This is a genomic window from Streptomyces sp. NPDC042638, from assembly GCF_040647235.1.
GTDB lineage: Bacteria > Actinomycetota > Actinomycetes > Streptomycetales > Streptomycetaceae > Streptomyces > Streptomyces rameus.
The window spans coordinates 36583-61037 of the sequence record NZ_JBEZBT010000013.1; the positions used below are offsets into that span (position 1 = coordinate 36583).

The 24455-nt window shown below is 72.8% G+C and carries 18 protein-coding genes; 8 read left to right on the plus strand and 10 right to left on the minus strand.

From position 1 onward, the window contains the following. Positions 1–31: 31 nt before the first annotated feature. Positions 32–1495 (minus strand): APC family permease, encoded by a 1464-nt coding sequence (locus AB0B40_RS13630; RefSeq protein WP_362263955.1) that lies wholly within the window; start codon positions 1493–1495, stop codon positions 32–34. A 114-nt stretch (positions 1496–1609) separates the two neighbouring features. Between AB0B40_RS13630 and AB0B40_RS13635 the strand changes: the two genes are divergently transcribed. After that, on the plus strand, positions 1610–2794 hold the full coding sequence (locus AB0B40_RS13635) for an ROK family protein (protein WP_362263956.1): 1185 nt from the start codon (positions 1610–1612) through the stop codon (positions 2792–2794). A gap of 106 nt (positions 2795–2900) precedes the next feature. Beyond that, the gene (locus AB0B40_RS13640; protein ID WP_362263957.1) at positions 2901–5621 is read left to right on the plus strand and encodes an exo-beta-D-glucosaminidase; all 2721 of its coding nucleotides are present in this window, start codon (positions 2901–2903) and stop codon (positions 5619–5621) included. Between the two features lie 59 nt (positions 5622–5680). Here the strand turns inward: AB0B40_RS13640 and AB0B40_RS13645 are convergent, their stop codons facing one another. The 3 genes from AB0B40_RS13645 to AB0B40_RS13655 all read right to left on the minus strand — a co-directional run bounded on the left by AB0B40_RS13645 (position 5681) and on the right by AB0B40_RS13655 (position 8500). After that, entirely contained in the window at positions 5681–7123 is a 1443-nt protein-coding gene (locus tag AB0B40_RS13645) for a hydrolase (RefSeq protein WP_362263958.1), read from the minus strand. 163 nt (positions 7124–7286) lie between these two features. Further along, positions 7287–8063 carry a GNAT family N-acetyltransferase gene (locus AB0B40_RS13650; RefSeq protein ID WP_345048685.1) on the minus strand — a complete coding sequence of 259 codons (777 nt, stop codon included), beginning with the start codon at positions 8061–8063 and terminating at the stop codon, positions 7287–7289. A gap of 65 nt (positions 8064–8128) precedes the next feature. Beyond that, positions 8129–8500 carry a MerR family transcriptional regulator gene (locus AB0B40_RS13655; protein ID WP_345048687.1) on the minus strand — a complete coding sequence of 124 codons (372 nt, stop codon included), beginning with the start codon at positions 8498–8500 and terminating at the stop codon, positions 8129–8131. Positions 8501–8560: 60 nt separating this feature from the next. Here AB0B40_RS13655 and AB0B40_RS13660 point away from each other — a divergent pair, with 60 nt between their 5' ends. Further along, a complete protein-coding gene (locus tag AB0B40_RS13660; protein WP_345048688.1) occupies positions 8561–9847 on the plus strand; it encodes an MFS transporter in 1287 nt (428 codons plus the stop codon). 228 nt (positions 9848–10075) lie between these two features. Here the strand turns inward: AB0B40_RS13660 and AB0B40_RS13665 are convergent, their stop codons facing one another. Then, complete coding sequence (locus tag AB0B40_RS13665) at positions 10076–10930, minus strand: GNAT family N-acetyltransferase (protein ID WP_345048689.1); 855 nt, start codon at positions 10928–10930, stop codon at positions 10076–10078. Positions 10931–11375: 445 nt separating this feature from the next. Continuing rightward, complete coding sequence (locus AB0B40_RS13670) at positions 11376–12074, minus strand: chaplin (RefSeq protein WP_345048691.1); 699 nt, start codon at positions 12072–12074, stop codon at positions 11376–11378. A 284-nt stretch (positions 12075–12358) separates the two neighbouring features. On the opposite strand from AB0B40_RS13670, the gene AB0B40_RS13675 reads away from it, so the two are divergent. Both AB0B40_RS13675 and AB0B40_RS13680 read left to right on the plus strand, forming a co-directional pair. Next, positions 12359–13963, plus strand: a complete 1605-nt coding sequence (locus tag AB0B40_RS13675; RefSeq protein ID WP_362263959.1) for an alpha/beta hydrolase — start codon at positions 12359–12361, stop codon at positions 13961–13963. A 150-nt stretch (positions 13964–14113) separates the two neighbouring features. Continuing rightward, complete coding sequence (locus AB0B40_RS13680; protein ID WP_362263960.1) at positions 14114–14638, plus strand: DUF4232 domain-containing protein; 525 nt, start codon at positions 14114–14116, stop codon at positions 14636–14638. A gap of 148 nt (positions 14639–14786) precedes the next feature. Here the strand turns inward: AB0B40_RS13680 and asnB are convergent, their stop codons facing one another. Both asnB and AB0B40_RS13690 read right to left on the minus strand, forming a co-directional pair. Further along, positions 14787–16628: an asparagine synthase (glutamine-hydrolyzing) gene (gene asnB, locus AB0B40_RS13685; protein ID WP_345048696.1), complete on the minus strand. Its 1842-nt coding sequence runs from the start codon at positions 16626–16628 to the stop codon at positions 14787–14789. Positions 16629–16903: 275 nt separating this feature from the next. Further along, positions 16904–17683, minus strand: coding sequence for an alpha/beta hydrolase (locus AB0B40_RS13690; protein WP_345048697.1), 780 nt, complete (start codon positions 17681–17683; stop codon positions 16904–16906). A gap of 171 nt (positions 17684–17854) precedes the next feature. Between AB0B40_RS13690 and AB0B40_RS13695 the strand changes: the two genes are divergently transcribed. Together AB0B40_RS13695 and AB0B40_RS13700 are read left to right on the plus strand one after the other, a co-directional pair. After that, a complete protein-coding gene (locus AB0B40_RS13695; RefSeq protein ID WP_345048699.1) occupies positions 17855–18949 on the plus strand; it encodes a chemotaxis protein in 1095 nt (364 codons plus the stop codon). A 75-nt stretch (positions 18950–19024) separates the two neighbouring features. Beyond that, a complete protein-coding gene (locus AB0B40_RS13700; RefSeq protein WP_362263961.1) occupies positions 19025–20050 on the plus strand; it encodes a Gfo/Idh/MocA family oxidoreductase in 1026 nt (341 codons plus the stop codon). On the opposite strand, the gene AB0B40_RS13705 is transcribed toward AB0B40_RS13700, so the two are convergent. After that, positions 20040–22064, minus strand: a complete 2025-nt coding sequence (locus tag AB0B40_RS13705) for a phosphocholine-specific phospholipase C (RefSeq protein WP_362263962.1) — start codon at positions 22062–22064, stop codon at positions 20040–20042. The two genes, AB0B40_RS13700 and AB0B40_RS13705, sit on opposite strands and share 11 nt — an antisense overlap. 152 nt (positions 22065–22216) lie before the next feature. Beyond that, complete coding sequence (locus AB0B40_RS13710) at positions 22217–22630, minus strand: SsgA family sporulation/cell division regulator (RefSeq protein ID WP_362263963.1); 414 nt, start codon at positions 22628–22630, stop codon at positions 22217–22219. A 349-nt stretch (positions 22631–22979) separates the two neighbouring features. Here AB0B40_RS13710 and AB0B40_RS13715 point away from each other — a divergent pair, with 349 nt between their 5' ends. After that, on the plus strand, positions 22980–24413 hold the full coding sequence (locus AB0B40_RS13715) for a SpoIIE family protein phosphatase (protein ID WP_362263964.1): 1434 nt from the start codon (positions 22980–22982) through the stop codon (positions 24411–24413). Positions 24414–24455: the final 42 nt, after the last annotated feature.

Here is a 24455-nt window from a genome sequence, read left to right on the forward strand (position 1 = left end):
CTCACACCGCGCCGAGCGCGGACACCTCGTCTCAGGGGCGTCGTACCGGTGGGCCGGCTTCGATCGGTGCCGTGCCCGCGCCGTACTCCTCGCTGATCTCCTGCGGCCCGAACGGCCACACCTTCTCCAGCCGCGCCCAGACCAGGAAGGCCGCACAGCCGAGGGCCAGCCAGGCGAGGGACCACTCGACGGGACGGCGGCCCGGGGAGTTCTCGTCGGCGTACCCGTAGATCACGCACCAGCCGGTGAAGGCGACGACGCTCGGCAGCGGATAGAGCCACATCCGGTACGGGCGGGGCAGCGTCGGCCGGCGTCGGCGCAGGACGGTCAGCGCGATGATCTGGGCCAGGGCCTGGACGATGACCATCACCGTGGTGAGCAGCTGGATGAGGGTCGCGAGGTCGGTGTGGCGGCCGATCAGGAAGCCCACGGCGGTGATCACGCCCATGGTCGCGAGGCCGAGCATCGGGAACCGGTGTTCCGGGTGGAGCTTCTCGTAGGGGCGGAAGAAGACCCGGTCGCGCGCGGCGTCGTAAGGCACCCGGGAGCCGCCGAGCAGTCCGGTGAAGACGGAGGCGAACGCGGTGACGAGGATCAGCACGGTCACCGTGTCGGCCGCGCCCCTGCCCCAGGTCTCCTCCAGCACCGCCGAGGCCACCGAGGTGGAGGCGATGTCCCGCGGGTCGGTCATCCGGTGCCAGTCGACGACGCCGAGGGTGCCGATCTGCAGCAGCAGGTAGATCACCATGATGCCGAGGATCGAGAAGATGATGGAGCGTGGGAGCGTACGGCCGGGATCCTTGATCTCGGCGCCCATGTAGGCGGTCGTGTTGTAACCGAGGTAGTCGTAGATGCCGATGGTCAGGCCCGCGGCGAAGCCCAGCCAGAAGTGGTCGCTCGTCAGGTCGAAGGCGTGCGCCGGGTAGGTGAAGGCCATGTGGGGGCTGAAGTGGCCGGCCGCGGCGGCGATCACCAGCACCACGGCGGCGATCATCACGGTCCACATCACGGCGGTGATCCGGGCGATGTGCTCGATGCCGCGCCACAGCAGGATCACCACCAGGGCGATGACGCCGAGGCCGACCAGGTCGCCGGCGGTCTGCCCCAGGCCGGGTGCGAGGTAGCCCAGGTACTGCACGAAGCCGACCACGCCCGTGGACATGATCAGCGGGATGAAGAGCATGGCCGTCCACACGAACAGGAACGGCATCAGGCGGCCGGTGCGGTACTGGAAGGCCTGGCGCAGATAGACGTAACTGCCGCCGGAGCCGGGCATGGAGGCGCCCAGCTCGGCCCAGACCAGCCCGTCGCACAGCGCCAGGACCGCACCCGCGACGAAGCCGATGACCGCCTGCGGTCCGCCGAACGCGGCGACCATCAGCGGGATCGTCACGAACGGGCCGATGCCGCACATCTGGCTCATGTTGATCGCGGTGGCCTGGAACAGGCCGACACTGCGGACGAAACCACCCGTGGGTGGCGGACTACCGGACATGGGGACTCCTGACGCGACGCTCCGCGGCACCCGGCGGGGCCGACGTGGCGGATAAAGTTAAGGAGCCTTACTAGAGGCGTCAAGTATGCGTCAGGAATGCACGAGAATGGTGCGATGCCCGCCAGCGATGCCGTAGAGCAGCAGGAACAGCCCTGGAGCCGCCGACGCCTGCGCAGCACCAACGAGCGGCTGCTGCTGGACCGGCTGCGCGGCCTCGGTGCCGCCTCGCGCGCCCAGCTGGCCCGGGAGACGGGCCTGTCCAAGCCGACGGTCTCCAGCGCGCTGGCCTCGCTGGCGGCGGCCGGCCTGGTGCACGAGGTCGGCACACACGCCCCGGAGCGCGGCCGCACCGCCGTGCTGTACGCCCCCGATCCGGCCGCCGGGTACGCGCTCGGCGTGGACATAGGCCGCGGCTGGCTGCGGGTCGCGCTGGCCGATCTGGACGGCACCCTCGTCGCCCGGGCCGACGTGCGCAACCGCGCCCGCACCTCCGCCGCCCTGGCGGACCTGGTCGTGACCACCGCCCGCCAGGTCATGGCGAACTCGGGCGTGGACCCGGCGGCAGTGGTGCACGGGGTGATCGGCACGCCGGGGGTCTACGACGAGAAGCAGCGGCGGGTGCGGTACGCGATGCATCTGCCCGGCTGGGGGCGGGCGGGACTGGTGGACCGCGTGCGCGCGGAGCTGGGCGTACCGCTGGAGGTGCACAACGACGCCAACCTGGCGGCGCTCGGCGAGCACGCCTTCGGCGTCGGGGCGGGCAGCCGGCTCTTCGCCTACATCATGATCGGCACCGGCCTGGGCATGGGGATCGTCAGCGAGGGGCGGCTGTTCACGGGCACGCACGGGCTGGCCGGGGAGATCGGCTTCCTGCCGTGGCACGGCCGGCCCAAGCCCGGGCGGCTGGAGGACGCGGTTTCGGGAGTGGCCGTGGTGGAGGCCGCCCGGGAGTTCGGGATGCGCGGGCAGCTCACGGCGAAGGCCGTCTTCGACGCGGCCCGGCAGGGCCATCCGGACGCCGTGCGGGCGGTGGGGCTGGAGGGCGAGCGGATCGCGCACACCGTGGCGGCTGCCGCCGCCGTGCTCGACCCGGACCTCGTGGTGCTCGGCGGCGGTGTCGGTCACAGCGTCGACCTGCTGTTGCGGCCCGTGCGCGAGCATGTGCGCGCGCTCACCCCGCTGCGCCCCCGGATCGCGCCGAGCCGGCTCGGCGAGGACGCCGTGCTGCTGGGCGCGGTGGCCACCGCGCTGGACACGGCGCGGGACCTGGTGTTCGAACGCCGGACGGCCGGAACCTGACCGTCGCGGTCCCGGGCACGGCCACGGTCGTTGACACGCCTCCGGGCGGACCCTAGCGTGAACCGGATTAGTAAAGTTTCCTAACTTTACGAGCCTGGAGACCCGCGTGTTCCCTCGCCCCGCTCTCGCCCGCCGGTACACCACCACGACCGTCGTCCTCGGGCTGCTCGCCACGCTGACCTCGGGCGCCTGGGCCGAGGACCGGCGGCCGGCCGCACCGCACGGGCACTTCGAGACCACCCGCGTCGCCGACGCCGCCGGCGCGGGCACCCCGCTCTCCGGCTTCGCCGTCCAGTCCACGGCCAAGGTGAGCGACTCCCCCACGGCCGTCTCCTCCCCCGGCTACCCGGCGACCGGCTGGCATCCGGCGGGCCCGCGCTCGACCGTCCTCGCCGCGCTCCTGGCCGACGGCGTCTACGCCGACCCGTTCCGCTCCACGAACCAGCAGAGCATCCGGCGGGCCGACTTCGATGTGCCCTGGTGGTACCGCTCCGACTTCACTGTCGAGGACACCGCCCGGCGCACCTTCCTCGACTTCAGCGGCGTCGTCTCGGCCGCCGACGTCTACGTCAACGGCCGGCGGACGGCTTCGGCCACGGACGTCAGGGGCGCCTACACCCGCCACGAACTGGACATCACCTCGCTGGTCCGGCCGGGCACGAACACGGTCGCCTTCCGGGTCCGGCCCAACGACCCGAACAAGGACCTCACCATGGGCTGGCTCGACTGGCTCCAGCCGCCGCCCGACCGGAACATGGGCATCGTCCGTGACGTCCTGGTCCGCAGGTCCGGTCCGGTCACGCTGCACGACACGCACGTGACGACCGAACTGGCCGTGCCCTCGCTCGCCACCGCCGACCTGACGGTGAAGGCCCAGGCCCGCAACGACACGGGCACGGCGGTCACGGCGGTCGTCGTCGGCAGCATCGGCGGGACGGAGTTCCGCCGGACGGTGTCCCTCGGCGCCCACGAGACGAGGACCGTCACCTTCTCCCCCGCCGACACACCCGGCCTGCACCTCGACGGGCCGAGGGTGTGGTGGCCGGCCGGGATGGGCGGCCAGCCGCTGTACGACCTCGACCTCACCGCCACCGTGGCCGGCACGGCCTCGGACACCGCGCACGAGACCTTCGGCATCCGGGACGTGCGCGCCCCGTTGAACTCCGCCGGCGCCCGCCAGTACCGGATCAACGGCCGCGCCCTGCTGGTCAAGGGCGGCGGCTGGTCCCCGGACGAGTTCCTGCGCTGGGACCGCGCCTATGCCGAGGACCGCCTGAAGTACGCCGTCGACCTGGGTCTGAACACCATCCGCCTGGAAGGCCACCTGGAGCCCGACGAGTTCTTCGACCTGGCCGACCGCCACGGCGTGCTCACCCTGCCGGGCTGGGAGTGCTGCGACAAGTGGGAGGGCGATGTCAATCCCGACGGGTCCGGACAGGCGTGGGACGACGCCGACCACGCCGTGGCGAAGGCCTCCATGGCCGCCGAGGCGGCCCGGCTGCGCGACCACCCGAGCGTGCTGTCCTTCCTGATCGGCAGCGACGCCGCCCCCGACGCGGCGATCGAGAAGGGCTACCTGGACGCGCTGAAGGCGGCCGACTGGACCGCCCCCGTGGTGCCGGCCGCGTCCGACGCCTCCTCCCCGCAGCTGGGCAGGTCGGGCATGAAGATGACGGGCCCCTACGACTGGGTGCCGCCCGGCTACTGGTACGCCAAGCGTGAGGGCGGGGCCACCGGCTTCAACTCCGAGACCAGCGCGGGTCCGAGCATCCCCACCCTGGACACGCTGCGCCGGATGATGACCCCCGCCGAACTGGATTCCCTCTGGAAGGATCCCGACGCGAAGCAGTACCACCGCTCGCCGTCCACCACCTTCGGCACCCTCAAGATCTACGACAAGGCCCTCGCCGGCCGCTACGGTGCCCCCACGAGCCTCACGGACTACGTGCGCAAGGCCCAGCTGGCCCAGTACGAGAACGTGCGCGCCCAGTTCGAGGCGTACGGCCGCAACGCGACCGACGCGGACCGGCCCGCCACCGGGGTGATCCACTGGATGTTCAACAGCGGCTGGACCTCCCTGCACTGGCAGCTGACGGACCGCTACCTGGATCAGAACGGCGCCTACTTCGGCGCCAAGAAGGCGAACGAGCCGCTGCACGTCCAGTACTCCTACGACAACCGCTCGGTCGTCGTGGTGAACAACCGGCCCGGAGGTGTCCAGGGCCTCACCGCGCGGGCCACCCTGTTCAACCCCGACGGCACCCAGAAGTACGACAGGACCGTCACCGGGATGACGGTCGCGGGGGGCGGCGCCCACGGCTCCGCGCTCACCCTGCCGTCCCCGGTGAGCGGACTGGCGCGCACGTACCTGCTCCGGCTGGTGCTGACCGACGCGGCGGGCGAGGAGGTGAGCCGGAACGTGTACTGGCTCTCCACCGGTTCCGACACCCTCGACTGGAACGGCACCACCTGGTACTACACGCCCACGACGAACTACGCCGACCTCAAGGGGCTGGCCTCGATGGCACCGGCGCCGGTTTCGGCGACGGCGGTCACCACCTCGTCGGGCGGTACGTCGACCACGACGGTGACCCTGCGCCGCACCGGGAGCGGGAGGACCCCGGCGCTGCTGACGGACGTCCACCTCGTGGACGCCCAGGGCAGGCCCGTACTGCCGGTGCGCTGGTCGGACAACGAGGTGAGCCTGTGGCCGGGCGAGTCGGTGACGCTGACCGCCACCAGCCGGACGGCCGATCTGCACGGCTCGGCACCGAACGTGCGGGTCTCGGGCTGGAACACGCCGGAGCGGACGGTACCGGCGGCCTGACGGAGGCGGGAGCGGGCCCTGACGGCCCGCTCCCGCTTCCCCCACTCGGCGCTCGCTTCTCAGCTCACGTCGAGCGCGGTGTCGTCCACGACGAACGAGGTCTGGTACTTGGAGCCCTCGGTGCCGGTGAACTTCAGGGTGACGGTCTGTCCGGCGTACCCGCTGAGGTCGAAGGCGCGCCGGGTGTAGCCGGAGGCCGCGTTGAGGTTGGAGTACGTCGCCAGCGTGCCGAGGACCGTGCCGGAGCCGTTGAGGACCTGGACCTTGAGGGTGTCGTAGGCCGTGGCGGTCGTGGTCTCGGCGGTGTCCACGTGCAGGTAGAAGCTGAGCGTGGCCGAGCAGCCGGAGGGGATGGTCACCGGCTGGGAGAGCGTGTCGGTGGTGGCGGTGCCGTTGCCGTCGAGCCAGGCGTAGTACGAGCCCGAACGGGCCTGCTCACCGGTGGAGTTGGTGATCACACCGGTCGTGGCGCTCCAGGCGCCGCCGGACTCGAAGCCGTTGTCGCGCAGGAGCTGGGCGGCGGTGCACGGCGTCGTGCCGCCCCCGCCGCTGCCGCCGGCGCTCGCACCGGCGAGCCACTCGGTGGCGTTGAGCGCGAGGGCCGCGTTGGTCGCGGTGGAGTCGTGCCAGCCGTCGTAGAGGGTGTTGCCTGACTGGCCGGTGCCGTCGTCGATCGGGGAGCTGTCACCCCAGAAGGCCACCCGGCCGCTGCCGAAGGTGCTGGTGGCGAAGAAGGCGCCGGTGTTGCCGGAGTAGCCGGTGCGGTACAGCAGTCCCTTCACGGCGGGGTTGTCGGCGGGCTTGAGGGTGGCGGTCGTACCGCTGGCGATCAGGCTCTTGGTGACGGTGCCGAAGGGGCCGTGCAGCACCGGGTCGGTGCTGTCGCTGATCGCCGGGGGGTGGTCGGAGCTGATGCTCAGCGAGTCGATGGAGAAGCCGAACGGGTCGGTGGAGTCGACACCGTTGTTCGTCATCAGGTCGTTGAAGATCTCGACGGCGTCCTCGCCGTCGTTGTTGCGGTCGGCGCCGGTGTGGTCGGAGATCATGAACAGACCGCCGCCGTTCTTCACGAAGTTCATGATCGCTGTCTTCTCGGCGGTCGTGAACAGCGTGTTGGGCTCCGGCAGGACCAGGGTGTCGAAGTGCGACAGGTCGGTCGCGGACGTCCCGCCGTAGGCGAGAGCGGAGCCCGAGGGCAGGGTCTTCAGGCTGTAGTCGCCGGTCTGCTGAAGCGCCACGCCCCAGGACGACAGAGCGCCGGTCCAGTCCGTCTCGGCGGACGGGGAGGTGTCCTGGCCGAGGGGGTCGGGCTGGCTGGTGGAGATGATCCAGTCGGCGTTGCCCGCCGTCTCGGCGTGGGCGTTGTCGAACAGGACGCGGTGTGGGGTCGCCGCGTGGGCGGGGGCGCCGGTGCCGACCTGCAGGGCGGCACCGGTGAGCAGCAGTCCGAAACCGGCCAGGGCGGTGGTGAGTCTGCGGCGGGATCTCCTGGATCCGAGCATCCGTCGAACCTCCATGAGGGGTGGGGAAGAGGCGGTGCGGGCGCCAAGTCTGCGCGCGTAGAGTCCGCTTGGAGGTTTCCTCCACGCGTCGAATGATTGAAAGGTACATGGCATAGCGGTGAGCTGAACAGAGATTCCGGCCGGCCCCGGGTCCGCCGCTGGGTCAGATCCCGTACAGGTGGGGCGTCGTGGTGCTCAGCGCCTGGAACCCGAGGCGTTCCAGGATCGGCCGGCTCATGGGGGAGGCGTCGACCTGGAGGTAGGGGTAGCCGTGGGCGGCGGCGACGCGGGCCCGGTGGCCGACCAGGGCGCGGTAGAGGCCGCGCCCCCGCCACGCCGCGACGGTGCCGCCGCCCCACAGTCCGGCGAACGACGTGCCGGGCACCAGCTCCATGCGGGCGGCGCTGACGGGTTCGGCGCCGGCGAGTGCGACCACGGCGACGGCCGTGCCGGGATCGGCGGCCAGGCGGGCGAGCAGCCGGTGCCGCAGTGGGGCTCCGTCGGTACCGAATGCCTTCTCGTGCACGTCCACTGCGAGGCCGACGCCGGCCGCGTCGGTCACCTCGACGAGACGGACACCGTCCGGGGGTGCGGTGTCGAGCGCGAGATCGGCGACCTCCCCGACCATCAGCGTCTCCACGGGCTCGGCCCGGAAGCCGGCGGCGAGCAGCCGGGCACCGAGGTCCGCGGGCTCGTCGTGGGCGTGGAGCTTCCACTCGAAGGCCCGGTCCAGGCCGGTGAAGTACGCGATCTGCGCACGGATCGCCCGGTCGGCGCAGGCCGCGTCCAGACCGGACCAGAGCACGCCGTTCCAGCCGAGCGGGTCCGCGATCTGACGCACCACCCCGCCGGTCCGCTCGATCCGGGCGCCGGGCCCGTCGGGCCGGGCTCCCTCGCGCATGTCCCGGTCGTACCGGGCGAGTACGGCTGCGTGATCCACGGGCTCACTTCAGCACGGCCGAACGGGACCGGGCCAACGGATTTACGGCCGGGCCGCCCGGGGAGTCAGCGCTTCTCCGGCCGTACCGCCGCCAGGTAGGCGGTGAGGCGGTCGCGGTTGCGGGCCAGGCAGTCGATGCGGGCCTGGATGCGGTCGACGTGTTCCTGCAGCAGCGCGGCCGTCTCCGGCGGCACGCTCTCGGGTGCCGGCACGAGACGGCTGCTCCCGCAGAGGTAGGGCAGGATCGCGTGGATCATCGCGGTGGTGAGCCCGGAGTCCAGCAGGCCGCGGATCTGCTGGACCTGGGCGACCGCGGACTCGGGGTAGCTGCGGTAGCCGTTCCCGCCGCGTTCCGGGTGGAGCAGGTGCTGTTCCTCGTAGTAGCGCAGCAGGCGCGTCGGAACGCCGGTACGGCGGGACAGTTCACCGATCCGCATGCCGGCCTCCCGGGTCCGCCCTTGACCTTCACACTGATGTGAGGCTTCCACCATGGTCGCATGACCCTGTCCTCCCAGGTCAAGGGCGGTCGCCTGCCATGGTCGGGGCTGCTGGCCCTGTCCTGCGCCGCGTTCACCGCCGTACTGACCGAACTCCTCCCGGCGGGCCTGCTGCCCGAGATGGCACCTCCGTTGGGGGTCGCCGAGTCCCGCGTCGGCTTCCTCGTCACCGCGTACGCCGCCGCCTCCTTCGTGGCCGCGATCCCGGTCACCGCGGCACTGCGCGGCCTGCCCCGGCGGCCGGTGCTGTGCGGTGCGCTGCTGGGGTTCGCCGTCAGCGACACGCTGGTCGCGCTGTCCTCGTCGTACCCGCTCACCGTCGCGGCCCGGCTGCTGGCGGGGGCGACGGGCGGCACGCTCTGGGCGATGCTCGCCGGTTACGCGGCCCGCATGGTGCCCGTCGAGCGGCGCGGCCGGGCCATCGCGGTGGTGCTGGCCGGGATCACCCTGGCGCTGGCGCTGGGGGTGCCCGCCGGCACCGCGCTGGCGGGCGTGGTGGGCTGGCGGGCGGCCTTCGGCGCGCCTGCCCTGCTCGCCGTGCTGCTGGTGGGCTGGGTACGGCTCCGGGTGCCCGGCTTCCCCGGCGAGCCGCGGCACGAGCGCGTGCCGCTGGTGCGGGTCGCGGTACGCCCCGGCATCCGCCCCGTGCTGTCGGTGACGCTGTTCCTGCTGCTGGGGCACCAGGTGATGTACACCTACGTCGGCCCGTTCGCCGCGCATGCCGGGTACGGCCGTACGGACGTGCTGCTCGCGGTGTTCGGCACCGCCACGGTGGGCGGGATCTGGCTCACCGGCGTCCTGATCGACCGGTACCCGCGGCGCACGCTGCTGGCCGCTCTCGCGCTGGTCGCGGGCGTGCTGCTGGTCCTGGGCCTGGCGGCCGGGGCGCGCGGGCCGCTGGTCGCCGCGGTCGCGCTGTGGGGCGTGGCCTTCGGCGGGGCGCCCACGCTGATCCAGACCGCGCTGGTCGACGCGTCGGGGCCCGCGGACGCCGATGCGGCGACCTCGTTGCAGACCACGGTGTACAACGCGGGCATCGCCGCCGGTTCGTTCACCGGCGGCCTGACGCTGGAGTCGCTGGGCGCCGGAGCGCTGCCGTGGACCGCGCTGGTGCCGGTCCTGCTGGCACTCGCGACGGTCTCGGCGGGCCGTCGGCACGCCTTCCCACCCGGCCGACGCTCCGTGGCCCCGGAGGCGAGGGACCCGGCCGGGCCGCCTCCGGTGACCGAGATCCGCCCGGCCGGAGAGCACGCGGCGCGGGGGCGAGCCGATGACGCAAGACGCTGAGCCCGGACATCCGCACCGCCGCGTGCAGCCGACGGCGCGAAGGCACCGGGCACCGGGCACCGGGCACCTGTGACGAGCCCATCGGGTTCGCCCTGGTGTCCGGGGCGGCAGGGTACGGACGCAGGACCGTGACCCGGGCGACGGGCTGCCGGCGGGGGCCGTTGCGGGCATCGGGGGTTCGAGGCGGCCCGTTGGGCGGTCGAGTGGGCCACCTGACTTGTCTGCGGATCAGCCGAGTTCGAGTGTGGTGACGCCGAACACCCGCTCCCTGGCGTACGCGCGAACCGGGCCGGTGTACATGCGGGCGGTCTCGAACGAGGGGCGCAGGCCCGCCGTTTCGGCCAGGGTGACACCGGCCGCGTTGGGCTCGGGCACGTCGATCGCCACCTCGCGGCCGGCCACGCCCGCGGTGAGCGCGGAGAACAGCGCCCGGGCGTCCTCGGCGGTGTCCGCGAAAAGGGGGCCGATGCGCAGGGTGTCGTGGCCGGGGCGGAGCACGCCGTAGCCGGTGAGGCGCCCGCCGTCCTCGCGGACGAGGGCTCGGTGGCCGGGTCCGGTGAGCCACTCGGCGAGGAACCGGGGGCGGTCGGCGGGGTGGCAGGCGCTGTCGTAGGCGGTGAGAGCGGCCAGGTCGGCGGGGCCGGCCGGGCGGACGCCGGCGGGGGTCCCGCTCTCGGGGGCGGTGCCGGTGAACCGGACGGTGCGGTGGGCGAGCCGGAAGCCGGACTGCCGGTAGTTGTCCTGCTGGGCGACGACCCCGTCCAGACCGACGGTCCGGGTGCCGGCGTGGGCCAGGGCGGTCTTCCAGGTGGTGAGGCCGTGTCCGTGGCCGCGCAGGTCCGGGCGGACCAGGTAGCAGCCGAGGAAGGCGAAGTCGGGGCCGTGGTTGACGACGGAGACGGCGGACACCGGCTCCCCGTCGATCCGGCCCAGGAAGAACCCCTCGGGGTCCTGGGCGAAGAACGCGGGCCCGTCGGACAGTCCCGGATTCCAGCCCTCCGCCGCCGCCCACCCGCTGATCACCGGCCAGTCGGCGAGGGTGGCCTGCGAGACGACGAGGTCGTGGGGGGCCGCAGAGGTCATCGGTGCGCTCCGTCTTCCGTCGGGGTCCATGTCGCGGGGCGCGCCCTCGGCCGGGCCGCCCGAAGCATCCTCGCGGATCAACGCGGGCCGCGCCATGGGGAGATCGGCCGATGCACACGGCGCCTGGCGGTATGCGGTTCTCGAGGGAGTTGACGGGACGTCACGAACCCCGCGACCGGCCGGTCGGATTCGGCCCGGTCCCGGTCGGACCCGTCGGCCATCGGCTATCGGCCATCGGCTATCGGCGGAGCCAGGATCTGCCGCCGGAACCGGTGAGCGGAGTCGGGTCACATTGCGGGCCAGGAGACGGACCGGCGGACCGGCGCTCGGCGGCCCCGGACCACGTGCCTCTCCCCCGGCGGAACGGCCCTGGCGGAACGGCCCCGCCGGGCACGGCCCGCTCGGCCCCACCGGGCCATGTCCGGTGGGGCCGGGCAGGGCCGGGTCAGCCGTCGCGGCCGGGACGGAAGCGGCGGTACAGCCCGGCGCCCGCCACCAGCAGCGCGGCACTGCCGGCGACGGCGGGGACCGTGAGGTCCGCGCCCGTGTGCGCGAGTGCGGCCGTCGCCGGACGCACGGCGTGCGAGGCGGCGTGCGGAGCGGCGTGGGACCGGGCGGGGGCCTGGGGCTTCGGAGCCCGGGGTCTCGGGGCCGGGGTGCGCGGGAGCTGCGGCTGGTCGCCGGGGCCGTTGACCGACTGGTTGCCGGTGGCCGGGTTCCCCAGGCCGATCACGTTGACGCTGTTCCCGGTGACGTTCACCGGGAGGTCGACCGGGAGCTGGATGCCGTTGCCCGAGATCACCCCGGGCGAGTCCGCGGCACCGCCGTGGGCGGACGCACCGCCCGGCGTCGCCGGTCCGCTCTTCCCCGCGCCGTCGGCCGTGGCCCCGCCCCTGTTGGCGCAGGCGTTGCCCGCGGCCGGGTTGAGCAGCCCCACCACGTTGACCGTGTTGCCGCAGACGTTCACCGGTACGTGCACCGGGAGCTGGATGCCGTTGCCGGAGACCAGCCCGGGCGAGCCGGCCGCCGTACCGCCGGCGCCGGCTCCGTCGGCCGCGAAGGCGGCGGACACCGGGAGCGCCACAGCCATCGCGCCGGACGCGGCGACGACGGCGATCACACCGTTTCGGGTAGCCCGTCTCATGGGTTTCCTGCCTTCCAGACTTCGTCGCGGGCACTCACCCGCCCCTCGTAGAACGGCGGAGAAGCGATCCGAGTTATGGCTAATCGGTCTTTCACCCCATCGAGCGGCACTGTTATCGAACTGCATGTAAAGCCACTGAATGATCATCAACGGGACACAGCGGGTGCGAAGGATACGACAGCGGGGGCTGTCCCGCTCGCCCGCAGGCGGGTCGTCCGAGGGCCGCTTATGGTGATCCGAAGGCGCCGTCCCCGGTCCGCGACGGGCGCCCTGGGAGGCTATCGATGCTGGCCATGCTGTCCACACGGCCCGCCGTGCGGCGCTGCGCGGGTGCCTCGGCGCTCGCCCTGGCACTGCTCGGAGCCGGGCTGCCCGCGGCTGCCGCCGACCGGCCGCAGCCCGACCTGTCCCGGTTCTACCGGCAGCAGCCGGTCTGGTCCGCCTGCCAGGGCCCGGACATGCCGAAAGACCTGCAGTGCGGGAAGGTCACCGTCCCGCTCGACTACGCGCGGCCCGGCGAAGGCACCATCGACGTGGCGCTGGCCCGCTACCGCGCCACCGGGCCGTCACGGGGCTCGGTGCTGCTGAACTTCGGTGGGCCGGGCGGGGCCGGCATACCCGAGCTGGCCTCCGACGGCAGACAGTTCATGGACCTGACCAACGGCTATGACGTCGTCACCTTCGATCCGCGCGGCGTCGGCCGCTCCTCCCCCGTCAGCTGCGGCGAGGGCACCGACGACGCCTCCGCCGCGATGGGGGAGAACACCGACGCCGCCCATCCGCAGGCACTCTTCGCGCAGTTGCACCGGGCCGCGGACCAGTGCGCCCGCAACTCCGGCCCGGTGCTCCCCCACATCGGCACCGTGAACGCCTCCCGCGACCTGGACGTCATCCGCCAGGCGCTCGGCGACGACAAGCTCAACTACCTCGGCTTCTCCTACGGCACCCGGCTCGGCGCGGTGTACGCGGCGCAGTTCCCGGGCAAGGTCGGCCGGGTCGTCCTCGACGGTGTGGACACGCTCACCGAGTCACTGGCCGAGCAGGGCGTGGCGGGCGCCGAGGGACAGCAGACGGCACTGGACGACTTCCTGGACTGGTGTACGACGGACATCGGCTGTCCGTTCGGTCAGGACCGGCGCGCGGCCGGGGACGAGGTGCTCCGGCTGGTGCGCTCGCTCGACGAGAACCCGGTGCCCACGGGCCTGGGCGGCTCGCTCTCCGGCCAGGACCTGGTGGGCGCCATCGGGCAGGCCCTCTACAGCAAGGAGCTGTGGCCCTCGCTGCAGCGCGCACTGGTCTCGCTGACCGAGGACGGTGACGCCCGGCGCGTCCTGGCCTTCTCCACGGGCGGCATGGGCCTGCCCGGCGACCGGCCCGGCACGGACGGCGGCCTTGTCGACACCGAGGACGTCCCGGCGGACAACCTCGTGGCGGCGCTGATGGCGATCAACTGCGCGGACGACCCCGACCGGCCCACCGCGGCACGGCTCACCAAGGACATGGACGAGCTGCGGTCCGCGTACGACCAGGCCTCGCCGGTCTTCGGCCGCTACCGGCTCACCCAGCTGCTGATGTGTTACGGCCGCCCCAAGGGCACCGACTTCATCCGCGACCGGGTGAGGGACGTGCACTCGGCGAAGATGCTGCTGGTGGGCACGCGCGGTGACCCGGCGACGCCGTACCGGTGGACGGTGGAGACCGCCCGCCGGCTCGGCCCGTCGGCGGTGGTGCTCGACAACAAGGGCGACGGCCACACCGGGTACTCCTCGTCCACGTGCGTGCACCGCGAGGTCAATGACTTCCTGCTCTACGGCACGCTGCCCGCGAGCGGCAGTTCCTGTCCCGCGGACGCGGCCCCCGAGGGCGCCGCCCCGGGCGGCACCGACTGAAGGGTCCGCCTCCCGGCGGCCGGTGACGGAAGCGGCGCATCCGGGTAACAGCCGTGAACCGGGGCAACCTCCCTGGCGTACCGGTCGTCACACTGGGCAGGCGCCTGCCGACCGACGTATCCCGTACGCCCACGACAGGGGGAGATCCTCATGCGCATCCGCGCCGCCATCGCCGTACCCGCCGCCTCGGCCGCAGCGGCGGCCCTGCTGCTGACCGCGCCGCAGAGCCAGGCCGCCACCGGCCACGACCGGTCCGTCCGCTGTGCGGAGCGGTCGCTCTCGGTGCGGGCCAAGGCCGCGGCCGGCGACCCGACCGTACTGCGGGTCGACGTCACCAACCGCGGCGCCCGTGCCTGCGTCGTCGACCGCGTGCCCACGGTGACCTTCGGTGACCTGGACGGGGCCGCGCTGCCCGTGCCCGAGGGCGGCGCCGGCAGCTACCGGCTCGCGGCGGGCGGCACCGCCCACGCCGACGTCCGGACCATCGCCGACCCGGCGGACCCCGAGGCCCGCCGGACGGACTCCGTCACGGTGGCGGCGTCGGCGGCGCACTGGGGCCGTTCGTTCACGGCCGCGCAGCTCGGCACCGGACGGCAGGTGCTCGTCTGGGAGCCGGTGACCACGTGGTGGCAGCCGTCCGCGGCGGCCGCCGACCGAGCCGTCGGTCTCCGCTGACCACCGGCCGCATGCTGGCAGCCGTCCGCGGCGGCCACGGACCGGGCCACCGCTCTCCGCCGACCACCGGCCGCATGGTGGCAGCCGTCCGCGGCGGCCACGGACCGGACCGGCGGTTTCGGCTGAGCCGCCGGCCCGGGCCGGCGGCTCAGCTGAGCACCAGCTCCGGCGAGTAGAGGTCCAGCCACCGGGCGAGGTCGAGGGTGCGTTCCAGGCCGCGCCGGGCCGCGGCGGTGCTGACCGGCTCGGTGCGCTCGGCGGCCTGGCGGACCCGGTCCCGGTCGACGAGGTCGAAGACGGGGTGGGAGGGCCGGGCCAGCACCTCCTTGACCTGCTCCTGGAGCGCGCGGGCGTACTGCGGGTCCTGCGTGGACGGATACGGGCTCTTCACCCGGTCGTACACCGAGCGCGGCAGGACGTCCGCCGCGGCCTCCCGGAGCAGGCTCTTCTCCCGGCCGTCGAAGGACTTCAGGGCCCAGGGCGTGTTGTAGACGTACTCGACCAGGCGGTGGTCGCAGAACGGCACCCGGACCTCCAGGCCGACGGCCATGCTCATCCGGTCCTTGCGGTCCAGCAGCATGCGCACGAAGCGGGTCAGGTGCAGATGGCTGATCTGACGCATCCGGTACTCGAAGTCGCTCTCGCCGGCCAGCCGGTCGATGCCGGCGACCGCGGTGCGGTAACCGTCGGCGACATAGCTCTCCAGATCCAGGGACTTGGCGACGTCGGCGCGCAGCACGTCGGCGTCGTCGCCGAAGTGCCGGCCCATGGTGGTCAGCCAGGGGAAGTTGTCGGCGCGGCGCGCCTCCTCGTCGAAGAACTGCAGGTAGCCGCCGAAGACCTCGTCGGCGGACTCGCCGGAGAGGGCCACCGTGGACTTCTCCCGGATGGCGCGGAAGAGCAGCAGCAGCGAGCTGTCCATGTCGCCGAGGCCGGAGGGCAGGTCGCGGGCCCGGATCACCTGGTCGCGCACGGCGGGGTCGGCGAGCGCGTCGGAGCCGAGCACGATGTCCTGGTGGTCGGTGCCGGCGAGCCGGGCCACGTCGTGCACGAAGGGCGTGTCGGGGGTGCCGCGCAGTTCGTCGGCGACGAAGTGCTCGGTCTGGCCGATGAAGTCGACGGCGAAGCTGCGCACCTTCTCGCCCTGCTCGGCGAGTTGCCGGGCGGCGATCGCGGTCATGGCGGAGGAGTCGAGCCCGCCGGAGAGCAGGGTGCAGCGCGGCACGTCGGCGACCAACTGCCGGCGCACGATGTCGTCGAGGAGCGAGCGTACGGTGCCGATCGTGGTGTCGCGGTCGTCGGTGTGCGGGCGGGTCTCCAGGCGCCAGTACACGCGGGTGGACAGGCCGGAGCGGTCGACGGTGACGACGGTGCCGGGCTCCACCTCGCGCATGCCGTCCCAGACGGCGTGTCCCGGCGTCTTGACCATCACGAACAGCTCGCGCAGACCGTCCGCGGCGACGCGGGGGCGGGCCAGCGGGTTGGTGAGGATCGCCTTGGGCTCGGAGCCGAACAGGACGCCGTCGGCGGTGGGGTAGTAGTAGAACGGCTTGATGCCCATACGGTCGCGGATCATCACCAGCTTGTCGCGCCGGCCGTCCCAGACGGCGAACGCGTACATGCCGTTGAGCCGTTCGGCCACCGCGTCACCCCACTCCACATAGCCGTGCAGCACGACCTCGGTGTCGGAGTCGGTGGTGAACCGGTGGCCCCGGTCGGTCAGTTCGCGGCGCAGCTCGGTGAAGTTGTAGGCCTCGCCGGAGTACACCAGCGCGACGGTGCCCTCGGGGGTGGCCAGGGACATGGGCTGACGGCCGCCGGGGAGGTCGATGATGGCGAGCCGGCGGTGTCCGAGGGCGGCCGGGCCTTCGCTCCAGGTGCCGCGGTCGTCCGGGCCCCGGCAGGCCATCGTCTCGGTCATCGCATGCAATGTGGGGTCCTCGGCCGTCAGATCACGGTCGAAGGAGACCCACCCGGTGATGCCGCACATGCGCTACCTCCTGCCTCAGGCTGCCGACGGACCCGGCCTCACCTGCGTTTTCTCGGTGGGCGGAAGACGACCGGCAAACCAGTTGTATCGAGCACCTATATGACGAGCGTCCGTCAGGCACCCGGCCGAGTCAACGCGGCCGTAACACGGCGGGACCGGCCGACCCATGGTTTCAGCCGTGTTTTGCCTCAGCAAAATACGTGGAGGGGCCTCTTACCGCGGTCGTGGCGACAGGAACCGGCCACGGGCAAAGACTTCCCCAAGCGCATCGCGCCTCATGGCTTCGCAGTCAGAAACGAGTCCAGCGCGCTGGTCAGTTCGGCGGGCTTCTCCAGCGGCAGCTCGTGGCCCGCGTCCAGGATGCGGACGACCGCGTCGGGACAGGCGCCGGCCATCCGGAGCATCTGCCGCACCGGGAGCTGCACGTCGTGGTAGCCGTGCACCATCAGCGTCGGCACGGAGATCTCGCCGGCCCGGTCCAGGACGTCGAAGGCCCGCATAGCGCCGTACAGCGTCATGACGACCTCCCGCGGGGTGGCGGCGGAGGCACGGATGTGGGCCCTGATCTCCTCGCGCGGATAGCCGGGCGCGAAGGCCCGCCGGATGTTGGCGGCCACGAACAGCCGGTACGGCACCAGCATGGAGGCCGCCATGAGCAGACCCCGGCCACGGCTGTAGGTCATCCGGCCGATCGAACCCACCAGCACCATGCGCTCCACGCGCGCGGGGTGCGCGAGGGCGATGGTCTGCGCGATCATCCCGCCCATCGAGTGGCCGACCAGCGCACAGCGCTCCACCCCGATGTGGTCGAGCAGCGCGAGGACGTCCCGCGCCGGCTCCTCGATCGTCCGCGCCCCGGCCCCCGTACTCTCCCCGTGCCCGCGCAGGTCCAGCCGGACCACCCGGCGCCGGGCGGAGAAGTGCGCCGTCTGGTGGTCCCAGCGGCGCCGGTTCGCGGTCCAGCCGTGCACGAAGACCAGGGGTACCTCCGCTGAGTCGCGCGGGCCCTCGTCGTCGTACACCAGCGTCGCTCCGCCGACGTCGAGTTGTGGCATGAGGGCCTCCTGGGGTGCGGCACGGTCCGGTTACTGACGGGTACGGTATCCCGCCGCAGGGTCCCGCGTCGCCGGTGCCCGCCGGACCCCCGGCGGCGAACGGACCGCGCCGTCACCTGGGTCCGGATTACCCCGAATGCCGTAAAGGTGATTCCGCCCTATCGTGCTGTCATGGAGCACGCACTCAGTCCCGTGGCCCTTGCCGAACTGCGGCGCCCGCGCCCTTACCCGGCGGTCTCCGTGCTGACCCCGACGCACCGTCGGGAACGTGGAAGCGGCCAGGACCCGGTCCGGCTGCGCAATGTGGTGACCGAGGCACGCAGACGCCTCGACTCCGACCCCGCCGTCACCCGCGGGCGGCGTGCCGACGTCGTGGCCCAGCTCGACCGGGCCCTGGCCGAGGTGGACCTGACGCACGCCGAGGACGGCCTGGTGATCTTCGCCGCGCCGGGCGAGCACCAGGTGTGGTCGCTGGCCCGGACCGTCCCCGAGCGGGTGGTGCTGTCGGACACCTTCCTCACCCGCAATCTGGTCGCGGCCCAGGCCGCCGAGCGCCGCTTCTGGGTGCTGTCGGTCTCCGCGGACCGCGTCACCCTGTGGAGCGGCGGCGAGGACCGCGTGGCGCAGGACCGCTCGGGCGGCTTCCCGCTGGAGCGCAGACAGGAGAACTTCGACGCGGAGCGCCAGATGCGGATCGGTGACCTGCCGAGCGCCTTCCGTGACGAGGACACCCGCCGGTTCCTGCGCGAGGCGGACGCCGTCATGAACGGGGTCCTGCGCGACGAGCCCCGGCCGCTGTACGTCACCGGTGAGCGCGCCGCGCTGTCTTTGCTGGACGAGGCCGGCACCGTCGCCCGGGCCGCCGTCCACGTCCCGCACGGCGGCCTCGCGCACGCCGGCCCCGACGCCGTCTGGCAGGCGCTGCGGCCGGTGCTGGAGGCGGAGTCCCGCAAAGGAACCACGGCCGTGGTGCGGGAGCTGACCTCGGCGCGCGGCCACCGGACGTTCGCGGCCGGCCTGGACGAGCTGTGGCAGAGCGCGCGCGAGGGCCGGGTCCGGCTGCTGGCCGTGGAGGAGAACTTCCGGGCCACCGTCCGCGACCTCGGCGAGCACCTCGTGCCGGCCGAACCCGGCGATCTGGACGCCCGCGACGACATCGTGGACGAGATCGTCGAGCAGTGTCTGGAGACCGGCGCCGACGTGCGTTTCGTGCCCGACGGCGCCCTGGGCGACGCGGACGGCATCGCGGGCGTGCTGCGCTACTGACCCGGTAGCACCGACCCGGCGGGACCGCTCCCCCGTCGGCGTACGCTTCGGCGTACGGCGTAAGGGAGCGCGCGCATGGGTGACCTGCTGGGTGTGGCGGTACTGGGTGCCGGACACATGGGAGCCGACCACATACGACGCCTTGACCGGGTGGTGAGCGGCGCCAGGGTCGCCGCCGTGGCCGATCCGGAGGTCGAGCGCGCGAAGGAGGCGGCGGCCGGCCTGGACGGCGTGACCGTGCACGGCGACCCGGTGGCGGCGCTCGACGCGCCCGGCGTCTCGGCGGTCCTGGTCGCCTCCCCCGGCCCCGCGCACGAGGAGGCGCTGCTCGCGGCGTTCCACCGGGGCCTGCCCGTGCTGTGCGAGAAGCCCATGGTGCCGGACTCCACCGGAGCCCTGCGGGTCATGGAGGCGGAGGCGCGGCTCGGCCGCCGGCTGGCGCAGATCGGTTTCATGCGCCGCTACGACGCCGAGTACCGGCGGCTGAAGGCCCTGCTGGACGGGGGCGGCCTGGGCCGGCCCCTGATGCTGCACTGCACCCACCGCAACGTCTCCTCCCTCGGCCACTTCACCAGCGCCATGCTGGTCAACAGCTCGGTCTCGCACGAGATCGACGCGGCCCGCTGGCTGCTCGGGCAGGAACTGACGGCGGTCACCGTGCTGCGCCCCGCACCGTCCGCGGGCGCCCCCGAGGGGCTGCTCGATCCGCAGTTCGTCCTGTTCGAGACCGACGGCGGCGCGCTGGTCGACGTCGAGGTCTTCGTGAACTGCGGCTTCGGCTACCAGGTGCGGTGCGAGGCCGTGTGCGAGAAGGGCAGCGCGCGGATCGGCGACGAGCACACCATGGTGGTCACCACAGCGGGCGGCGCGCGCGAGGAGGTGGCACAGGACTACCTCGTCCGCTTCGCCGATGCCTACGACCGCGAGGTGCGGACCTGGGTCGACGCCACCCGGCGGGGCGAGGTCACCGGCCCGAGCGTCTGGGACGGCTACGCGGCGTCCGTCGTCGCCGAGGCGGGGGTCCGGGCGCTGGAGACCGGGGGCCGGGTGGCCGTGGATCTCGCCCCGCGCCCGGACCTGTACGCCCGGTTCAGCCGCTGACGCTGTCGGCGCCCGTCTCCAGGTGTCCGGTGAACCGGCGCGACCAGGTCGCGTCGGAGTCGACGGTCACCGTGAAGTCGTACCAGCCGTTCTGGTAGGCGACGGCGTTGAAGTAGTCCTCCGTCGACCCGCCCGCGGCGACGGTGTAGGCCCAGGGACCGTCGGTGCGGTAGTGCTCGGAAGTGATCGTGAACTTCACCGGTGAGGTGCCCGCGTTGGTCATCTTGAAGTAGACGGCGAGCTTGCCGGTGCCGGGCTCCACGGCGTAACGGCTGCTCACCTCGGCGGTCTTGCCGGCCTTCGAGGCGTCCCCGCGGAAGCGGCGCAGGAAGCGGTTGGGGCCGACCATGGTCAGGTCGTACTTGCCGCCGCCGTAGCCGAGGCCGATGTTGAAGGAGTCGGCGGCGGTACCGCCCGCGTCGACCGTGTACTGCCAGGGCGTGGTGTCCCGGTAGGCATTGGGGTGGATGGAGAAGTGCGCCGCCCGGGATGCCGGGGCGCCCTGGTTGGCCATGGTGAACCAGGCGAGGATCTTGCCGGCGGTACCGAACTCCAGCCGGTCCAGGTAGCCGTTCGGCTGGTACGGCAGCGCGCGGGCCGGGCGGGTGCCGGCTTCCTGGGCGGGCAGGGCGTTGTCCGTCGGCACCGGGTTGGGCAGCGGGCCGCAGGTGCCGATGCCGATGACGCCGGTCCGGGGCAGGGAGACCGGGCCGTAGACCGGGTGGGCGAAGTCGAAGACGCCGGTCAGGTCGCCGCTCACCCCGCGCCGCCAGTCGCTGATGTGGGGGCACTTGGCGGGCGTGCCGAGGGCCGCCGTCCAGGTCTCCAGGAAGCGCAGGACCGAGGTGTGCTCGAAGACCTCGGAGGAGACCCAGCCGCCCCGCGTCCAGGGCGAGACGACGATCATCGGCACGCGGAAGCCGAAGCCGTACGGCACGCCGTTGAGGAACTCCCCGGCGGTTCCGGCGGGCGGGGCCGGCGGGGGCACGTGGTCGAAGAAGCCGTCGTTCTCGTCGTAGTTGAGGAACAGCACCGTGGAGTCGAAGACGTCCTGGTCGGCGGCGAGGGCCTGGTAGACGAGGTCGACGAAGTGGGCGCCGTCACCGGGCGGGGCGTAGGGGTGCTCGGAGAAGGCCTGGTCGGGGACGACCCAGGAGACCTGCGGGAGGGTGCCCGCGAGGACGTCGGCCTTGATGGCGGCGGCGATGTCGTCGGGGGTCGAGCCGGTCGCCCTCGCCACCGAGGACATGCCCCGGTCGTACAGCGGGTCACCCGGCTTGGCGCTCGTGAAGTTCTTGAAGTAGGCGCAGCCGTTGTCGCCGTAGTTGTCCGCCGCGTTCTGGTAGACCTTCCAGGTCACCCCGGCCGCCTGCAGCGCCTCGGCGTAGGTCTGCCAGGTCAGGCCGGACTCGTCGCCGCCGTCGTAGCTGGCGGCGTCGACCTTGCCGCTCCACAGGTAGGTGCGGTTGGGGCCGGTGGCGCTGAGCGTGGAGCAGAAGTAGGCGTCGCAGATGGTGTAGTTGTCCGCGAGGGCGTAGTGGAACGGGATGTCGGAGCGGTCCAGATAGCCGAGCGAGCGGACGTTGCCGACGCCCGCGACCCAGTTGTCCAGGCGGCCCTTGTTCCAGGCGGAGTGCTGCGAGGACCAGGAGTGGGGCAGGTCGCCGCTGCACTGGGCGAGGGTCTCGCCGTCCTTGCCGCCCGCGGCCGGGGTCGCGCTGAGCTTCCACGGGTACTGGCGTCCGGTGCCGCTCGGCTGGTTGAAGACCGGGTGGCCGCCGCTCAGGGTGATGCCGCTGCGGTCGTCGAAGCCGCGGACGCCCCTGAGCCGGCCGAAGTAGTGGTCGAAGCTGCGGTTCTCCTGCATGAGGATCACCACGTGCCGGACGTCCCTGATCGTGCCGGTGGCCGTGGCCGCCACGGCGGAGGCGGTGCGCGCGCCGAGGTTCAGCGCCGCACCCGCCGCCATGGAGGCGCCGAGCCCCACGAAGTCTCTCCGGGTGATCGGTGTCATTCGCCCCGCCCTCGCTCCCGGTGTGCCCCAGCGGCACACCGCGGGCCAGGGTGCATGCGGTGATCGTCAGGGTCCATACCCGTGCGGTGAGGCAAGGATGAACAGAAGCCGAAGACGCGTCGGTAGCGCCCCTCCGGTGTCCCGGCCGCGGCTCACACGCCGCCGAACAGGGCGCTCAGTCCCCGCTCCACCACCGCCGACACGTCCTCCCGGCCGCACGCCACCATCCCGTAGGTGCGCACCAGGAAGCGCCGCAGCGCCGTGGCCTGGAACAGCATCAGGGCCATGCCGTGCGGGGAGTGCAACTCCAGCACCACCCGGGTGCGCCCGTACGGCCATATCTGCACGTCCCCGTGGCCGGCCGGGGCCCGCAGCCCCTGGTCGAGCAGGGAGCGCGCGAAGGTCCAGGTGATCTCCTCACCGTGCAGGGCGGCCTCGGCCGGGAAGTCCAGGAAGACGGCGAGCGGGTCGTTCGCGGTGTAGCGCAGGACGGCCCGCACCGGGACCTCCCGGTCCTCCCCCGTGACGAGCCTGGCCTGGGTGGGCTGTTCGATGGTGGTGTCCATGCCCATAAGGAGTCTGCGAGGGTCTGTCGCATGCCGCGAATTCCGGTCAGAGTTGGGCGGGTACCGGCCGCTCCCCGGATCCTTGAACAGACATGCGTCGAACATGCGCCTGAGCACCGGAGCGAGAGGGCCTGCCTGACTCAACCCGCGTAAGAAATCTACGACTTGACGGCTGCGGCGGGTACGTCATTCGTACCCGCGGATTCCTCTGAGTGGACTCTGGCATATGTCAGAAGCACCACCGTATCGTGTGTTGCCAAATCCCTTACAGCGCATCGCGGGCTGTGCGAAAGTCGTCATGGTCCCCCCGCCGTCCCCCGCCGTACTCTCCCCCCATTCGGAGCGCGTCATGCCGTCCCCAGTCTCCGCGGACCGCCCAGCCGCCCAGCCGCCCGGGCGCGGCTCGGTCGAAGCGCTGATCACGCAGGCGCGGCGGCTCAAGGGTGACGTGGACGCCGTACGGCGGGACACCCGGAGCGCCGGTTCGGATCCCCAGGAGCGCTGGCAGCGAGCCCTGTACGACCTGGCCCTGCACCAACTGGGCGACATCGACGCCCACTTGGCCCAGCTGCGGGACGGCCCACCTCCCGCTCCGGCGGACCGGTCCGCCGCACCGCCCGCCGGCCGGCCCGAACCGGCCGCCGCCCAGGGCGGTTCGCTGCTCAGCCGCGTCGGCAGCGCCGAGTGGCACCTGCTGACGGACGAGGCCATCTGGTCCGCGGAGCTGTACCAGATCCTCGGCGTCGACCCGGCCGGCCCCGCCCTCACCCTGGACGAACTGCCCGGTCTGGTCCTGGAGGAGGACCGGCCCGGGCTCACCGCGATGGTGACGGACTGCCTGGTCGACGCCAGGCCGATCGACGGCGAGTTCCGCGTCGTGCGGCCCGACGGCTCCACGCGGACCGTGCACATGATGGGCGAACCCGTGCTCGGCGCCGACGGCGGCACGGCCTCCATGTGGGCCGTGCTGCGCGACGTCAGCGAACTGCGCCGCTGCCGGCGGACGGTGCACGAGACCCGTGACTCGCTGCACCGCCACCGCCGGGAGGAGCAGACCGAGCACCGGATCGCGGCAGAGCTGCAGGAAGCCGTGCTACCGCCGTGGCGCGGCTCCCTGCGGCTCCCGCATCAGGGGCCGGCACCCCTGGACCTGGCCGCGCATCGGCTCGCGGCCGCGACCGCCCCCCTGATCAGCGGGGACTGGTACGACGCGCTGGAGCTGTCCGACGGCCACACCCTGCTCAGCGTGGGCGACCTCACCGGACAGGGCGTGACCGTCGCCTCCGGCATGGCGACGCTGCTCGGCGCCGTCCGTGGCATGGCGATGGCCGGCACGGAGCCCGGCCGGCTGCTCACCCTGCTCAACCAGTTACTCGACACGGCCGTGCAGCCCGCCCTCGGCAGCGCCGTCTGCTGCCGTTACCGGCCCGAGACCCGCACCCTGCTCTGGGCGCAGGCGGGACACCCCGCCCCGCTGCTGTTCCGCGACGGGACGGGGTGCGTGCTGAACACACCGGACGGCGTGCTCCTCGGCGCTTCCTCGGGCGCCGTCTACGGACAGTCGGTCGTCGCCCTGCACCCGGGCGACCTGCTCCTGCTGCACACCGACGGGCTGGTGTCGGGCCACGGCAGGACGGCGGCCGTGGACCGGCTGCTCGGCCTCGCCCCCCGGCTCTGCGCGGCGCACACCGCGCAGGACTGTGTGCGGACGGTCGTCGAGGAGTTCGGCGGAGCCGGGCGCGAGGACGACACGTGCGTGCTCGTCGCCAAGGTCACCGCCTGAACCGGCCTGTCGGCCGGACGACGCACAGGCACCTGCGCCCGC

Bases quoted from the DNA above. Each gene is read 5' to 3' on its own strand.
- AB0B40_RS13705 (WP_362263962.1), bottom strand. From the start codon at position 22,064: ATGACACCGATCACCCGGAGAGACTTCGTGGGGCTCGGCGCCTCCATG.
- AB0B40_RS13670 (WP_345048691.1), bottom strand. From the start codon at position 12,074: ATGAGACGGGCTACCCGAAACGGTGTGATCGCCGTCGTCGCCGCGTCC.
- AB0B40_RS13695 (WP_345048699.1), top strand. From the start codon at position 17,855: ATGGAGCACGCACTCAGTCCCGTGGCCCTTGCCGAACTGCGGCGCCCG.
- AB0B40_RS13655 (WP_345048687.1), bottom strand. From the start codon at position 8,500: ATGCGGATCGGTGAACTGTCCCGCCGTACCGGCGTTCCGACGCGCCTG.
- AB0B40_RS13715 (WP_362263964.1), top strand. From the start codon at position 22,980: ATGCCGTCCCCAGTCTCCGCGGACCGCCCAGCCGCCCAGCCGCCCGGG.
- AB0B40_RS13710 (WP_362263963.1), bottom strand. From the start codon at position 22,630: ATGGACACCACCATCGAACAGCCCACCCAGGCCAGGCTCGTCACGGGG.
- AB0B40_RS13675 (WP_362263959.1), top strand. From the start codon at position 12,359: ATGCTGGCCATGCTGTCCACACGGCCCGCCGTGCGGCGCTGCGCGGGT.
- AB0B40_RS13660 (WP_345048688.1), top strand. From the start codon at position 8,561: ATGACCCTGTCCTCCCAGGTCAAGGGCGGTCGCCTGCCATGGTCGGGG.
- AB0B40_RS13665 (WP_345048689.1), bottom strand. From the start codon at position 10,930: ATGACCTCTGCGGCCCCCCACGACCTCGTCGTCTCGCAGGCCACCCTC.
- AB0B40_RS13635 (WP_362263956.1), top strand. From the start codon at position 1,610: ATGCCCGCCAGCGATGCCGTAGAGCAGCAGGAACAGCCCTGGAGCCGC.
- AB0B40_RS13645 (WP_362263958.1), bottom strand. From the start codon at position 7,123: ATGCTCGGATCCAGGAGATCCCGCCGCAGACTCACCACCGCCCTGGCC.
- asnB (WP_345048696.1), bottom strand. From the start codon at position 16,628: ATGTGCGGCATCACCGGGTGGGTCTCCTTCGACCGTGATCTGACGGCC.
- AB0B40_RS13700 (WP_362263961.1), top strand. From the start codon at position 19,025: ATGGGTGACCTGCTGGGTGTGGCGGTACTGGGTGCCGGACACATGGGA.
- AB0B40_RS13690 (WP_345048697.1), bottom strand. From the start codon at position 17,683: ATGCCACAACTCGACGTCGGCGGAGCGACGCTGGTGTACGACGACGAG.
- AB0B40_RS13680 (WP_362263960.1), top strand. From the start codon at position 14,114: ATGCGCATCCGCGCCGCCATCGCCGTACCCGCCGCCTCGGCCGCAGCG.
- AB0B40_RS13630 (WP_362263955.1), bottom strand. From the start codon at position 1,495: ATGTCCGGTAGTCCGCCACCCACGGGTGGTTTCGTCCGCAGTGTCGGC.